Origin of the sequence: Tamlana sp. I1 (assembly GCF_015355625.1) — a bacterium.
In the GTDB taxonomy this organism is placed as follows: Bacteria; Bacteroidota; Bacteroidia; order Flavobacteriales; family Flavobacteriaceae; genus Pseudotamlana.
On record NZ_JACLAF010000001.1, the window covers coordinates 135,787 to 151,498 of the forward strand.

A 15,712-nucleotide genomic window follows, 5' to 3' on the forward strand; every position below is an offset into this window, starting at 1 on the left:
TTATGATTTTCCCTAATCCGAATAAATTCAAATACCTCCTTTTAGCGGTGTTAAGCATCACTTTTATACATTGTAAAAGCGATAAAAAACAAGCTGAAATTAAAGCTGAAAAAACCATAACACAACCTAATGTGGTGGTTATTTATTTAGACGATTTAGGGTATGGCGATTTAAGTTGCTACGGTGCAACGGCTTTACAAACACCAAATATAGATAAATTGGCTAACGGTGGTGTACGCTTTACTAATGGTTATGCAACCTCTGCAACGTGTACACCAAGCCGTTATGGCATATTAACTGGGGTGTATCCTTGGCGTAATAAGGATGCTAAAATCCTTCCGGGAACGGCACCTTTATTAATTTCGACTACTCAGGAAACACTTCCAAAACTTTTTAAATCTAAAGGTTATGAAACAGCCGTTGTAGGGAAATGGCATTTAGGTTTAGGTTCTGGGCATGTCGATTGGAATAAACACATTTCACCGAGTCCTAACGAAGTAGGATTTGATTATTCATACATTATGGCAGCGACTCAAGACCGCGTACCAACGGTGTATATTGAAAACGGTGATGTGATTGGATTAGATCCAAACGATCCTATTGAAGTGAATTATAATAAAAACTTTGAAGGCGAGCCAACAGCAATTTCAAACCCTGAAATGCTTAAAATGAAATGGCATCATGGACATAACAACAGCCTCGTAAACGGTATTCCTAGAATTGGTTATATGAAAGGTGGTGAAGCAGCCAAGTGGAAAGATATCGATATGGCCGATCACTTTTTAGAGAAGGCACAGACCTACGTGAAAAACCATAAAGATCAACCTTTTTTCTTGTATTACGCCCTACAACAACCGCATGTGCCTAGAACGCCTCATCCGCGTTTTGAAGGAAAATCTGGTTTAGGGCCTCGCGGCGATGTGATTTTAGAAGCGGATTGGGTTATTGGTGAATTTATAAATACCCTTAAATCTGAAGGACTTTTAGAAAACACTTTAATCGTTTTTTCAAGTGATAATGGCCCTGTTTTAAATGATGGCTATGAAGATGATGCGGTTGAAAAACTAGGAGATCACGATCCAAAAGGTGGCTTACGTGGCGGAAAATACAGTTTGTTTGAAGCAGGTACGCATGTACCATTCATTACCTATTGGGAAGGAAAAATTAAACCACAAGTGTCTGATGCTTTAGTATGTCAGGTGGATTTAATGGCCTCTTTTGCAACATTAATCCATGGAGAGATGAAACCTTCAGATAGCGAAGATATTTTAAAAGCATTTTTAGGCGAAAGTCAAAAGGGACGTGAGTCTTTAATTTTAGAAGCGAATACTAGAACTGCGTATCGTGAAGGCGATTGGATTATGATACCTCCATACGAAGGCAAAAGTTATTATGAAGATGTTCAAATAGAAATCGGGATTGCTCCAGAATATCAATTGTATAATCTGAAAACAGATTCTGGTCAGCAAAAAAACCTAGCAGAATCCAACCCAGAACAGTTAAAACTGATGGTTGAGCATTTCAATGCAAAGCGTGGCAATGCCTATTCAAACATTGAAGATTTAGAATTAAAATAAAATTTATGCGTAAATCTGTCTTCATTTTAAGTCTTTTTATAAGTCTGTTTCAAGCAAATAGCCAGCAATCTTTTGTTTGGTTTGATGAAGCGCTTCCTTTTGATAAAAGGGTAGACGCCTTGCTTGATGCTATGACTTTAGAGGAGAAATGCAGTCAATTTATGTCAGACTCTCCAGCCATAACACGTTTAGGAATTCCTGAATATAACTGGTGGAATGAAGCCTTACATGGGGTTGCCCGAAACGGAAAAGCTACTATTTTTCCACAAGGGATTGCCATGGGCGCCACGTTTAACCCAGAATTAATTAAGGAAGTTGCTAATGCGATTTCAGATGAAGGTCGGGCAAAATTTCAAGTATCAAAATCGATTGGTAATCGTGGTATGTATGCCGGTTTAACCTATTGGTCGCCAAATGTGAATATTTTTAGAGATCCGCGTTGGGGTCGCGGACAAGAAACCTATGGTGAAGATCCGTTTTTAACTTCTAAAATAGGCGTAGCCTTTGTTGAAGGTTTACAAGGCGATAATGAGAAGTATTTTAAATCGACCGCTTGTGCTAAACATTTTGCAGTGCATTCTGGTCCGGAAGCTTTACGTCATAGTTTCAATGCCAATCCTTCCAAATTAGATTTGTATGAAACCTATTTCCCTGCCTTTGAAGCTTTGGTGAAAGAAGGTCATGTACAAGGGGTTATGGGCGCTTACAACGCTGTTTACGGCGAGCCTTCAACAAGTAGTACGTTTTTATTGGATGAAACCTTGAAGAAAGCTTGGGGTTTCAACGGTTATATTGTTTCCGATTGTGGGGCTTTGGGCGATATTATGAAAGGTCATAAAAAAGCAAAAACTCAAGAAGAAGCAGCTGCACTTGCCATGTTGGCTGGGGTGAATTTAAACTGCGGATGGGTTTACCAAAAGTTAGCAACTGCCGTTAAAAAAGGACTTATCTCTGAAGATTTGATTGATGAGCGTTTACGAAAATTATTCTTAATCCGTTTTAAACTAGGCTTTTTTGATTCTGATGCTAGTAACCCGTATACCAAACTGGGAACGGAAGTTATCAACTCCGAAAAGCATAAAAATATCGCGCGTAAAGCGTCTCAACAATCAATCGTTTTATTGAAAAATGAGAACAACGTTTTACCATTAGATAAAAATATAAAATCCCTGTATGTTACAGGATCATTCGCAGCTTCAACCGAAATTTTAATCGCGAATTATTACGGGATGTCTCCAAATATGGTAACCGTTTTAGAAGGTGTTGCCGATAAGGTGTCACTAGGCACTTCCGTAGAATACCGTCTTGGTGTTTTACCTTTTCAAAATAATTTAAACCCTTTAAATTGGGCAGTTCAAGTACCAAAAACCGTTGATGCTACCATTTTAGTTGCTGGAATTTCAAACGAAATTGAAGGCGAAGAAGTCGATGCTATTGCCTCGCAACATAAAGGCGATCGGCAAGATTTAAAATTACCGCAAAGTCAAATCGACTACATAAAAGATGTCAGTAAAAACAAAAAGGGACCGTTAATTCTTGTTCTAGGTACAGGAAGTCCGGTGTCTTTAGAAGAAGTAGAGCCTTATGTAGATGCCATAGTTTTAATGTGGTACCCTGGCGAACAAGGCGGAAACGCGGTGGCCGATGTTATTTTTGGAGATGTATCACCTTCAGGGCATTTACCTATTACATTTCCTAAAAACGTGGAGCAATTACCGCCTTTCGATGATTATAGCATGAAAGGACGTACGTATAAATACATGGAAAAAGAACCGATGTATCCTTTTGGTTTTGGATTGAGTTATGGTAAAATTTCATTTGAAGCCGTTTCGCCAAAGTCTAAAACGATTAAAAAAGGGGAAGAGGTTTCATTTTCAATTAACGTAAAAAATCAAAGTGATATCTATTTAGAAGATGTAGTACAGGTTTATTTAATTCCTGAAGACGACAATGGTTTTCTTCCAAAATATGCCTTAAAAGCCTTCAAAAGAATTGCCTTGAAACCTAATGCGTCACAAGAATTGACATTTACTTTAACCGATAAAGATTTTTATCAAACCGATTTAGAAGGCAAAAAAGCATGGCTAAAAGGACGGCATAAAATTGCGATTTCTAATGCCTTGCCAAGCGAGCGTAGTGCTAAGCTAGGCGCTTCAAAACCGGTTGAATTTGGGATTAAATTACATTAAAAAAGCATAAAATTATGAGTACAAAAATAGCAACCATAAAAACAAGATTATTCACTGTGCCTTTGCCAGAGGTAATGTCCGACGCTAAACATGGGGATCACTACCATTTTGAATTGGTAACCGTTACCATCACTTTAGAAGATGGTACTGAGGGCACAGGATATACTTACACCGGCGGAAAAGGCGGATTTGCCATTAAGGCCATGGTAGAACACGATTTTACTGAAGCTTTAATTGGTAAAGATGGTACCGATGTAGAAGGTATTTACGATTTCTTAGAATGGCACATTCATTATGTAGGTCGTGGTGGGATCGCTTCTTTTGCGATTTCAGCAGTGGATATTGCTTTATGGGATATTCGTTGTAAAAAAGCAGGACAACCACTTTGGAAAATGGCTGGTGGCGCTGGAAATACTTGTAAAGCCTATTGCGGTGGTATCGATTTAATGTTTCCAATTGAGAAGCTTTTAAGTAATATGAAAGGTTATTTGGAAAGCGGATTTAATGCCGTAAAAATTAAAATCGGACGTGAAAATTTAGAGGAAGATTTAGAGCGTATCAAAGCGGTTCGCGAATATATTGGACCAGATGTAACCTTTATGGTAGATGCGAATTATTCGATGACCGTAGAGCAAGCTATTAAAGCTATTGAAGGATTTAAAGACCAAAATATTACTTGGTTTGAAGAGCCTATTATTCCAGATAACTATAAAGGCTACGCCGAAATTGTTGATGCTACAGGATTTCCTTTAGCTATGGGTGAAAATTTACATACCATTCACGAGTTTGAGTATGCTATGGAGCAATCAAAACTATCTTTTGTACAACCCGATGCTTCCAATTGTGGTGGGGTTACGGGATGGTTAGCAGCAGCTAGATTAGCCGATAAACATGGTATTCCAGCTTGCTCGCATGGGATGCAAGAATTACATGTAAGTTTAGTTTCTGCACAACCAAATTCAGGTTGGTTAGAAGTGCATAGTTTCCCGATAGACCAATATACTACTAGACCTTTAGTGGTGGAGAATCACCGTGCCGTAGCACCAGATTATCCAGGTGTTGGTGTTGTTTTCAACTGGGAAAAGTTAAGTCCGTACGAACAAAACTAAACCCTACTTATGAAGATATCAAAAACGAATTTCGGACAATTAAAAGATCAAGATATTGCGTTGTTTACTTTATCAAACGCCAATGGTGTTGAAGTAAAAATAACCAATTACGGCGCGACAATCACTTCTATAAAAGTGCCTAAAGCTAACGGAACCATTGAAACCATCACTTGTGGTTTTGATACTTTAGAGAGTTATTTTTCTGAAGCTTATAAAAACAATTCGCCTTATTTTGGAGGCACTGTTGGACGTTATTGCTCACAAATAAAAAATGCTGAATTTTCCTTAAACGGAAAAACATTTCAGTTGGCAAAAAACGCAGGCGATAATAATTTACATGGTGGTGTTGAAGGCTTCGATAAAAAAATATGGGAGGCTTCCTTAGTCGATACTAAAGATGCTTCAGCCATTAAAATGACTTTGTTAAGTCAGGATTTAGAAGAAGGGTTTCCGGGGAATGTAAATGTTTCAGTAAGCTTTACACTTAATAACAATAACGAATTAACGATTCAGTATGAAGGAACGCCAGATCAAGACACACCATTGTCGTTAACCAATCATACCTACTTTAACTTATCTGGTTTTTCAGAAAATATAGAAAATCATATCGCCAAAGTGTTTTCCGATAAACGCTTGGCAACCGATGAAACTGGAGCTGCTACAGGCGAGATTTTAAATGTAGAAGGTGAAGCCGACGATTTAAGAGACGGAAAAGTTATTGGCGATGTGCATAAACAAATGAACGATGGTTTCGAGCATTTTTACATTTTTGATGCCGACGATTCTAAGTTAAAACACACGGCATCTATAACAGATCCAAATACAAAAAGACGTTTAGATGTGTACACCACCGAGCCTTGTATGCTACTGTACACGGGCAAATACACATCAGACGATTTACAACGTGAAAACGGTCAGAAATTTGGAAAATACCGCGGATTTTGTTGCGAAACACACCGCTATCCAAACGGACCAAACATTGAGGGGGCTCCAAAGTCTGTAACCAAGGCTGGCGACACCTTTAAAAGTACCACCATTTTTAAATTTGGGTGGTAGAAACAAGAACCAATTAAACCATTAACTTAATAAATTAAACTATGGGAATTTTATTAGCGATTACCGCGGGCATTATGCTCGGCTTTTGGGCCATGCCTGAAAAATACATAAAAAACTATGCCTTCGAAAATGCATGGGGCTTATGTTACTTATTTATGTTATGGGTTATACCATTTGTGGTAGCCTTTTCTATGATTAATAACTTTAGTCAAGTGCTAACCGATGTGGGAGCTCCAGTACTCCTAAAAATGTTAATTCCAGGATTCTTATGGGGTGTAGGTATGATGCTTTGGGGAAAGGCCATCAACTATATAGGAATGTCATTGGGTTTTTCCATTTTTATAGGCACTATTATCGTTGTTGGTTCCTTATTACCATGGGGACTGTCTGGTCTTCCAGAGTTAGAAACCGGAGGTATCAATAGAACGAAAATCATAACCATTTTAGTAGGCATCCTCATCATTTTTACTGGTATCATGTTAAACGGTAGAGCAGGAATATTGCGTTCGGCTAAAGAGAATACCGATGGCAATAAAACTTATGATGGTTCCATGCTTACAGGTATTATAATTGCCATAATTGGTGGTGTTCTATGTACTGGTTTTAATGTGGCTTTAGAAATTACACACGAAGGTGAAGTGGCTAAAAATATTATTAGCGACATGGTTGTAGCCCAAGGCAATGCGGCTTGGTTAACATCTGTAGCTTCTATGTTTATCGTGTATGTATCTGGTGGTGTTTTTGTGGTACCGTACTTCGTTATTATGTTAAGCAAAAAGAAACTGTGGGGCAGTTTTAAAGTACCAGAAGCTGGAAAAAACATCAGTTTAACCGGGCTTATGGCAGCCTTAAATTTTGCGGCCTCAATCGTATTTGCCTATTCTTCCTTTGTTTTAGGTAGTGAAGGCGGGTCTATTGGTTATGCTATTTTCAATACCTTGTCGGTAGTAACAGCAGTAACCGCAGGGGTATTTGCTCACGAATGGAAAGGGGCACCCGTAAAAGCAAAATCAGCTTTATATTTGGGATTAGCAGCCATGATAATTGGTGTATTAATCATTGCTTTTTTATAAATTTAAAAACTATATATTAACATGAGACATAAAATAAATTTAACCGTATTAGCTTTAATACTTATGATGAGTGCTTGTAATCAGAAACCAGAGAACCATCAAAAAACTGAAGAAACCAAAGCAGCAGACACAACGCCAACAGAGGCACAAATTGACTTTTTAGGAATCACCGATGCCAATCACCTTAGTGCTGCTTCAAAAAGAGCTTTACAATGGCCAACCGATTTAGGCAATGAATGGTTTATTGAGTTTTCACCATTAAAACCTTTAAAAGGAGATTTAGCATATGAAGAAGGTGTGGTGCGTCGTGACCCAAGTGCGATGATTAAGCATGACGGGAAATACTATGTGTGGTATTCAAAATCTACAGGAAAAACAGATGGTTTTGCGGGAGATATTGAAAATGATAAAGTATTCCCATGGGATCGATGTGATATTTGGTATGCCACTTCAGAAGATGGTTGGACATGGAAAGAAGAAGGTATGGCAGTATCAAGAGGAGAAAAAGGTAGTTACGACGACCGTTCGGTATTTACTGTAGAAATTATGGAACACGATGGTATGTACTACTTATGTTACCAGACCGTGAAGTCACCTTACAATGTGCGTGTTAAAAATCAAGTAGGTTTAGCTTGGTCGAATTCACCAAATGGGCCTTGGACCAAAAGTGAAGAGCCAATTTTAAGTCCTGCAGATAATGGGGTTTGGAAAGGAACTGAGCAAAACAGATTTTTAGTAGAGAAAAAAGGAGATTTCGATAGTCATAAAGTACACGATCCTTGTATTATTCCTTACAAAGGGAAATTCTACTTGTATTATAAAGGTGAACAAATGGGTGAAGCGATTACTTTTGGCGGACGTCAAATTCGTCATGGTGTGGCTATTGCCGATAATCCTAAAGGACCTTATGTAAAATCACCGTATAACCCAATTAGTAATAGTGGTCATGAAATTTGTGTATGGCCTTACAATGGCGGTATTGCTTCATTAATTACAACCGATGGTCCTGAGAAAAATACCATTCAATGGGCGGAAGATGGTATAAACTTCGAAATTATGTCGGTAATTCCAGGAGTAAATGCACACGCTATTGGATTAAATAGAACGGCAGAAGTAGAAAAAGAACCAACAGAAATTTTACGTTGGGGCTTATCACATATTTATAATTCTTACGATTATCAAAGTATTATGCGTTTTGAGTCGCATAGAAAAACAACTCATGTTGCTAAAGGAGAAAGTAGTAGTAAATAGTTATAATTAACACTTGATTAAAGGCCTTCTAATTCATTTTAGAAGGTTTTTTTTTATTTAAAAAAGTGACCTGTATAGATAATAATCCCTCTTAATTTTTATATACTTTGGTTGTTTTTTTATCTTTTGAAATACTGTTTGTAGTGTGTTCTTCATTTCATCGAAATTTAAATTAATGATAAAACGACAGTGTAGAAATAACATAGTCTTATATACAGTATTGCTTTTCTGAGGTTTTTACATGATCTTCTCTCAACCTCAATAGCGTCAAAATATTCAACAGATTTTATTCTTAGTTCTATATATGCGGACTAATCACTTTTTTTAGATGTCATGTTGTTTTCATTCAGAATGAATTTCAGTATTGTATCCTTTAAGCATGCTATATAGCGTTACAAATTATATTTTACCTGTTAAATGTAAGTTTTTACATATAATTTTTATATACCTTATTGTTTCCATATTACTTTGAATTACCAAACAAGCTATCATGAAGCAGTACTTTATTTCTTAATTAGGATAATAATAGAAACTGAACATGATATAGATGGTTTTTTAAATCTTCAATAACCATTAGCATGGTCTATTAGCAGTTTTTGTTAAAATTTATTAAATTTAAAGGACTGTGGTTTTATGATTTTACTATAAATCGAGAGCTATTTTGTTGAATTTGTTAAATTGTTGTTATTGTTTATGTGTATATGATTGAAAATTAAAAAATAAAGTGTAAAAAAATGTGTGTGGTTAGGGGTTGCTTAAAAATATTCCCAGAATTTTTGTTCATTTTAATAGATTTTCACTCGATATAACTGTACATATCGGCTTAAATACACGATATAAACCCTTGTATATCAGTCTTTTTAGTGTTTGTCTAGTTTAAGTCTAGTATCAATTTAATGTGTCCTATTGATGTATTTATAAATTAGCATCAGTTAATTTAAAGAATTGTTAACAAACCGCATTAGTAATTATCAATTAGGTAAAATCTAATGTTTCAATTCTAAAAGAGAAACAATAACTAACTATTCTAATTAAATCAATATGAAACAAAAACAAAAACTTTGGAGGAACAGATTTTTACTGGTTTGTTCGTTCTTGCTACTAACAATGACTAATGCTTTCGCTCAAGAAGGTGTTAGCGGAAAAGTATTAGACGAAAATGGCGTGCCTTTGCCAGGTGTTGCCATTATAATTAAAGGCACAAATACGGGAGCTGCTACAGATTTCGATGGTGTTTTTACAATAGATGCGAGTTCTGGTAATACACTAGTATTTTCATTTTTAGGTTACAAAGCTCAAGAAATCACATTAACTAATCAAACATTCTTAAATGTAAGCTTAGAGCCAGATGCACAAAGCTTAGAAGAAGTTGTCGTAGTTGGTTACGGTACACAAAAGAAGAAAGAAGTAACAGGAGCTGTTGGTTTAGTAACTTCAGATGTTATTGCTAAAGCACCAGTAGCCGATTTGGGAGAATCTATTCAAGGACAAGTAGCTGGTGTAAATGTGCAATCTAGTAGTGGTAGACCAGGTGAGGCTGCAAACATCCAAATTAGAGGTTTAGGATCTGTTAGTAATACCGCTTTAGGACCTTTATATGTAGTTGATGGTGTGCCTTTTCAAGGAAACCCGAACATTCCAACAGAGCAAATTGAGAAAATAGACATCTTAAAAGATGGTGCTGCAGCTGCGGTTTACGGGACAAGAGCTTCCAATGGTGTAATTATCATTACGACTAAAAAAGGTTCGAAGGGTGAGTTAAAAGTAAACTTTAGTACTTATGGAGGTATTCAAAACATTACTTCTGGTACCCCTTTAATGAATACAAAACAACAAATGTATGCCGAGAAAGTAAAGCTTGAAGCATTAGGTAGAGAGCCTTTAATCTTTTTCTTTAATCCAGACGCATTGGATTATGATACTGATTTTGTTGGCGATGTTCAAAATAACAATGCTGGTATTCAAAATTATAGTTTAGGTGTTTCTGGCGGATCGGATAACTTAACTATGAATTTAAGTGCCGATTATTTTAATCAAGATGGTGTTTTAATTAATTCGGGCTTCAACCGTTTAAGTACACGTTTAAATGGGCAGTTCACTAAAGGTAAATTTAGAGCTTTTGCTAGTTTGGCAATCTCGCAAGAAAATAGAGAACAAGAACCATGGGCCTTATACGAGTATGCGATTTCTCAAAGACCTTGGCAGCCTGCAATCAATCAAATTAAAAGTTCAGGGGAAAATACAGTAGATATTCCTGTTCGTAATGCTATTCTTTACAGTTATTTATCAAGAGAGTTGCAGAATCAAGACGATCGTGAAGTAAATAGCACCAACATTGCTGTGAACTTAGAGTATGAATTTTTTGACGGCTTTAGTTATCAAGCTAATTTAGGTATGAATACCTGGAATTATGCACGTAAATTTTTTAGGCCACAGTATTTGGTGAATGATTATCAGGGTAATTATAACCCAACTGCTTCTAGACCAGATGCTATGCTAGATGAAGATTTTATTTTTACTCAGCGTCGTGTTTTAGAAAACTTATTTAAATACAACAAAAGTTTCGGAAAACATAATATCAACTTATTAGGGGTATTAAGTTATGAGGAATTTACATCCAAAACATTAAGTACAGGCGTAATAGGCTTGTTAAGTAACGATACGCCAGTTCTAGGAGCGGGAGTCGAGGCTACTAAGCCAAGTAGTTACGATTTTGTAAACAACTTAACTGGTAAGTTAGTAAGATTACAATACAACTACGACGAGCGTTATTTATTCTCTGCAAGTTACAGACGTGATGGATCTTCAAATTTTGCGCCATCTAACCGTTATGGTGACTTTATGGGATTCTCTGCAGGTTGGAACATTAGTGAAGAAAATTTCTTTAATGTTGATGCGATTAGCAGCTTAAAGTTAAGAGCCAGTTGGGCTGAAGTTGGTAACCAAAGTATACCACCGTATTCATATTCTTCACAAATAGAAAGTGGTATTAATTATCCGTTTGGACCTAACGAGGAATTAGCTGTTGGTGCCATCCAAAGACGTTATGCTGATCCTAACATCAAATGGGAAACAAGTATTTCTTCAAACATCGGTATCGATTTAAACATGTTTAAAAACCGTTTAAGCTTTACTGCTGATATTTATGAAACTAAGAAAGAAGATATGCTTATTGAAGAGCGTTTACCACCATCATCTGGAACTTATCACACAAGAGCTTTAGGAGTTTACGATGTACGTACAACCAATGCTGGTGATATGGTAAACCGTGGTGTGGAGTTAGCGATGTCTTATAAAAATGAAACTTCTGGAGGCTTAAAATATAATTTAGCCGCTACGTTTACTAAAAATAAAAACGAAGTAACCGACTTAAACGGTGTTGAACGTGGTTACGGTAATGGTCGTCCTGTAGTGTCGTTAGGTGAAAATATTGATTACACAACTTATTTAGCGAAAGGCTACGAAGCAGGTGCATTTTTCTTAGTACAGCATGCAGGTATTATTAAAACCGATGAGCAATTAGCAGAGTATAGAAAAATTGAAGCAAGTGCTCAAATTGGAGATATGATGTATGTTGATGAAAATGGTGATGGTGTAATTAATGATAATGACCGTGTATATTCTGGTTCAGGACAAGCAGAGTACGAAATGGGTTTCAACTTTAACCTAGATTACAAAGGTTTCGATTTATATGCGCAAACCTATTTCTCTCAAGGAGCAGAAATATATAACGGGGCACGTTTATATGCTTATACACAAGGTAGACATCAGGAACAATACTATATGTGGTCGCCTCAAAATGCCGGTTCTAATGTGCCTACAGATAGAGAAAGTGCATATCATAACAACGTAAGAGCAAGATCAGATTACTTTTTAGAAGATGGTTCTTATTTCAGAATTAGAAACATCACTTTAGGTTATACAGTACCACTACAAGATACCAATATCTTAAAGCGTGCTAGAGTTTATTTTACAGCAATGAACCCATTTACATTCACAAACTATACAGGGTACGATCCGGAAGTTGGTGGAGATGGAATATTTACACGTGGTGTAGATCGTGGAAATTACCCAGTAACACGTCGATTTATTCTTGGTGTACAATTTAACTTTTAATGTGAAAAAGATTATAAACATGAAAAATACTATAAAAAAATATATGCTACTTCCTATGGTTGGCTTTTCAATGCTATTAGGTTGTAACGAAGATTCATTTCTAGATCAAACCAATCCGAATACCATTACAACGGAAACGTTTTGGAAAACTTCAAATCAATTTCAAACAGGTCTAAATACCGTGTATGGCGCTTTACAGTTTCAAAGTGTTAGCGGTACTGGGTTAGTTTCAGAAATGATTATGGGAGATATTGGAGGTACAGAATCATGGTACCGTCCGTTTGCCTTCAGAAACTTAACATATAATGACGGTAGTGATTATGTTAGAGAAAAGTGGAACGAGCTTTATATTGGAATTTTTAGAGCCAATCAAGTAATTCAAAAACTTCATACAGAAGATGTTCAGTTTGAAGATGGTGAAAAGGTAAGTATTGAAGCCCAAGCACGTTGCTTAAGAGCCTTTTTTTACTTTCAGTTGGCGCATTCTTATGGAGGTGCTGTAATTCATACCAATATCGCTGAAACACAAGAAGATTTTCAAAAACCTTTTAGTTCTATTGATGAAGTTACAAATCAAATTATTATTCCAGATTTAAACTTTGCAAAAGCAAACTTACCAGAAAGTTGGCCAACTGGAAGTTCAGGGAGAATGACTTGGGGTACTGCAACAAGTTTATTAGGAAAAGTGTATTTATATGATGAAAAATATATCGAAGCAGCTTCATTCTTTAAAGAAGTTATCGATTCTGGTATCTATGCTTTAACACCAGATATTATGGATAATTTTACTGATGTGAATGAGTTTAATGAAGAGTCTATTTTAGAAGTAGCTTATAATGCTGATGCAAACCCAGGAGCAAACGGTGCAATTGTAGATGATAATGTGAATGAAACAGGTGCTGAAGCTACAGCTATTGCTACGGCATTAGGACAACTAAGTTTTGGTGCTTACAATACGCTTTTACCTTCTTATTATTTACATGAATTGTACGTGAATGATGAAGTGGATGATCAAAACTCTATTAATAATGGAAATATGCATTCTAAGCGTTTATCGTCTAGTATAGCACCTATAAACGGAGAAACCGATTATTATTTATTACCTATTGGAGACCGTGGTGGATGGGCTTTTGGACAAAGTGCCTACATTAAAAAGCATACCAATTGGTATCATTTACCTCAGGAAGATGCTAATAGCCGTTCTGGTATTAACTTCAGACACATACGTTTAGCCGATGTTTATTTAATGTATGCAGAAGCTGTGCTACAAAGTACGGGTGATGTTAATGAAGCGATTAAATATATAGATATGGTAAGAGCACGTGCTGGTGTTATTACGTTGCAACAATATATGACTTTATATGCTGGAGAATTTCCACAATTACATATTAGTAAGCAAGTGCATACAACACAGCCATTAGTAGCGCCTACTAAAGAAAACGTGTTAACTCACATTCAACGTGTTGAACGTCCATTAGAATTAGCTTTCGAAGGGCACCGTTGGAAGGATCTTGTACGTTGGGGAATTGTAAAACAAGTGTTTGATGAATTGCGGGCCGACGAAGTATGGAGACAAGAAAATACCGCTGCCTTAGAAATCTCAACAGGAGGAATAGCACCTTTGTTTATAGCAGAACGTATAAGACCAGATTTTAACTTGTCTAGTGTGAATTATCAATCATCAGTACATGATTATTTCCCTATACCTGCACAAGAAGTAGAAATTAACGACATGTTAAACAACTAAACCAAAAATTATGAAATTAAATAAAAATATAGCGAAATACTTATTTCTTGCTGTCTTAGGTTTTACAGCATGTAATGAGGATGATGAATTAAATTTGCAGGAGCCAAGCCAAAGGGTGATTTATACAAGCCAAATGGATTTTGATAATCAAATCGAGGTTGGTAATTATATTACATTCGGAGATGTTTCACCAGGAGTAAGCTCACGTACTTGGACGTTTCCTGAAAACATTACTAGTGTAAAAAATGGAACTTCTAGTGACGATATTGTTAAAGCCTACTTTAATAAATCTGGACAATATGATGTTAAACTACATCAAGTCTTTAAAAAGGATGCTTATGTAGATGAGACTTTAATGGGAAAAGAACTGGATACTACTATTGTAGTTACTGTATTTGAACCATTGAATATTTCTATAAAAGCAAATTATATTAATCCAGATGGTACATTAGGTGCAGACTTAAACATTTCAGATAAAGCGGAAAATGTTTTAGAAGCTAGTCGTTCTGTGCGATATACCTATGCTATTGCTGGTGGTCCACAAAATACGCTTTGGACTTTCGACGGTGGAACTCCTGAGACAGTAGAGAATACAGAGACTATCGATGTGAAGTATAAAAAAATGGGGACTTTTAATCTAGAACTTTCTGCAGGTAGAGAACGTCCATTTGGAGAGGCTTTATTAAGCTTAGAGAACTTTATTAAAGTAGTGCCTTCTACAGACCCTGTAACTTTAGATGGTGTTTTTAATGATGGTGAGTCAATAGCTTTAGATTTTAGTAGAGAAATGGATCCTGCTACTTTAAATGCTGCAGATTTTAGTGTAACTATTGATAACAAAGGAACGATTTTAACACCTTCTGTGGCTACGGCAACTATTAACGAAAGTGAAGGTACACGTGTGTTATTAACTTTAGATAACGAAGCTATCTATAATGATGATACGATAACCGTGTCTTACACACCAGGTAATTTAACCACTTTAGATGGTGTTAAAGCAGAAGCTTTAATAGACGAACCATTAGTTTTTGTAGGAAAAAATATATTTGACAATGGTGTTTTCGATTATGGGTTTGAAACAACTATGGATACCGATTGGAAATACAGAGGATGGGGAGCACCTTGGGATAATTATACGTTAAACATTAGTGAAGCACAGGCCTACGATGGCGATAAAAGTGCTTATGTGGTAGTTAATCCAGGTGGTGGTATGATTGTAGGTCAGAATGATGCTGCCGGTATTCCAGCAAAGTTTAACGTTGAAGCTGGGAAATCTTACGAGTTAGGGGTTTGGATTTATGTAGAATCTCTAGGAACTATACTTGATGGTGTTAACCCTCCAGATGTGCGTTTTTATTGGAACCCAGGTACCGATTGGTCTGTAGGAGGGAACCCTACATTTACTGTAGATTACCAAGTAGGTCAATGGGTATACAGCTCACAAATTGTATCGTTTTTTGACTCTGGAGAGAAAGCTATAAATATTAGAGGGGACAACCAAAATAACCCTCAAGCGCTTAAGTTTTACATGGATAATTTAACTTTAATTGAAGCGAATTTAAGACCTTAATTTAGTTTAGTTTATTAAGAAAAT

The 15,712-nt window shown here is 36.3% G+C and carries 9 protein-coding genes; all 9 read left to right on the forward strand.

The features are described from left to right. The first annotated feature begins 2 nt into the window (after window positions 1–2). The 9 genes from H6X70_RS00505 to H6X70_RS00545 all read left to right on the forward strand — a co-directional run bounded on the left by H6X70_RS00505 (window position 3) and on the right by H6X70_RS00545 (window position 15,688). Complete coding sequence (locus H6X70_RS00505) at window positions 3–1,577, forward strand: sulfatase family protein (RefSeq protein WP_194765718.1); 1,575 nt, start codon at window positions 3–5, stop codon at window positions 1,575–1,577. A 5-nt stretch (window positions 1,578–1,582) separates the two neighbouring features. Beyond that, window positions 1,583–3,766, forward strand: a complete 2,184-nt coding sequence (locus tag H6X70_RS00510; RefSeq protein WP_194765719.1) for a glycoside hydrolase family 3 C-terminal domain-containing protein — start codon at window positions 1,583–1,585, stop codon at window positions 3,764–3,766. 14 nt (window positions 3,767–3,780) lie between these two features. Continuing rightward, a complete protein-coding gene (locus H6X70_RS00515) occupies window positions 3,781–4,875 on the forward strand; it encodes a mandelate racemase/muconate lactonizing enzyme family protein (RefSeq protein ID WP_194765720.1) in 1,095 nt (364 codons plus the stop codon). 9 nt (window positions 4,876–4,884) lie between these two features. Further along, window positions 4,885–5,931, forward strand: coding sequence for an aldose epimerase family protein (locus tag H6X70_RS00520; RefSeq protein ID WP_194765721.1), 1,047 nt, complete (start codon window positions 4,885–4,887; stop codon window positions 5,929–5,931). A 41-nt stretch (window positions 5,932–5,972) separates the two neighbouring features. Further along, window positions 5,973–7,004 carry an L-rhamnose/proton symporter RhaT gene (locus tag H6X70_RS00525; RefSeq protein ID WP_194765722.1) on the forward strand — a complete coding sequence of 344 codons (1,032 nt, stop codon included), beginning with the start codon at window positions 5,973–5,975 and terminating at the stop codon, window positions 7,002–7,004. 21 nt (window positions 7,005–7,025) lie between these two features. Continuing rightward, window positions 7,026–8,255: a glycoside hydrolase family 117 protein gene (locus tag H6X70_RS00530; RefSeq protein WP_194765723.1), complete on the forward strand. Its 1,230-nt coding sequence runs from the start codon at window positions 7,026–7,028 to the stop codon at window positions 8,253–8,255. Window positions 8,256–9,362: 1,107 nt separating this feature from the next. Next, the gene (locus H6X70_RS00535; RefSeq protein ID WP_228530220.1) at window positions 9,363–12,371 is read left to right on the forward strand and encodes a SusC/RagA family TonB-linked outer membrane protein; all 3,009 of its coding nucleotides are present in this window, start codon (window positions 9,363–9,365) and stop codon (window positions 12,369–12,371) included. A gap of 19 nt (window positions 12,372–12,390) precedes the next feature. After that, on the forward strand, window positions 12,391–14,118 hold the full coding sequence (locus H6X70_RS00540) for a RagB/SusD family nutrient uptake outer membrane protein (protein ID WP_194765725.1): 1,728 nt from the start codon (window positions 12,391–12,393) through the stop codon (window positions 14,116–14,118). A 10-nt stretch (window positions 14,119–14,128) separates the two neighbouring features. Then, window positions 14,129–15,688: a SwmB domain-containing protein gene (locus H6X70_RS00545; RefSeq protein WP_194765726.1), complete on the forward strand. Its 1,560-nt coding sequence runs from the start codon at window positions 14,129–14,131 to the stop codon at window positions 15,686–15,688. Window positions 15,689–15,712 lie beyond the last annotated feature (24 nt).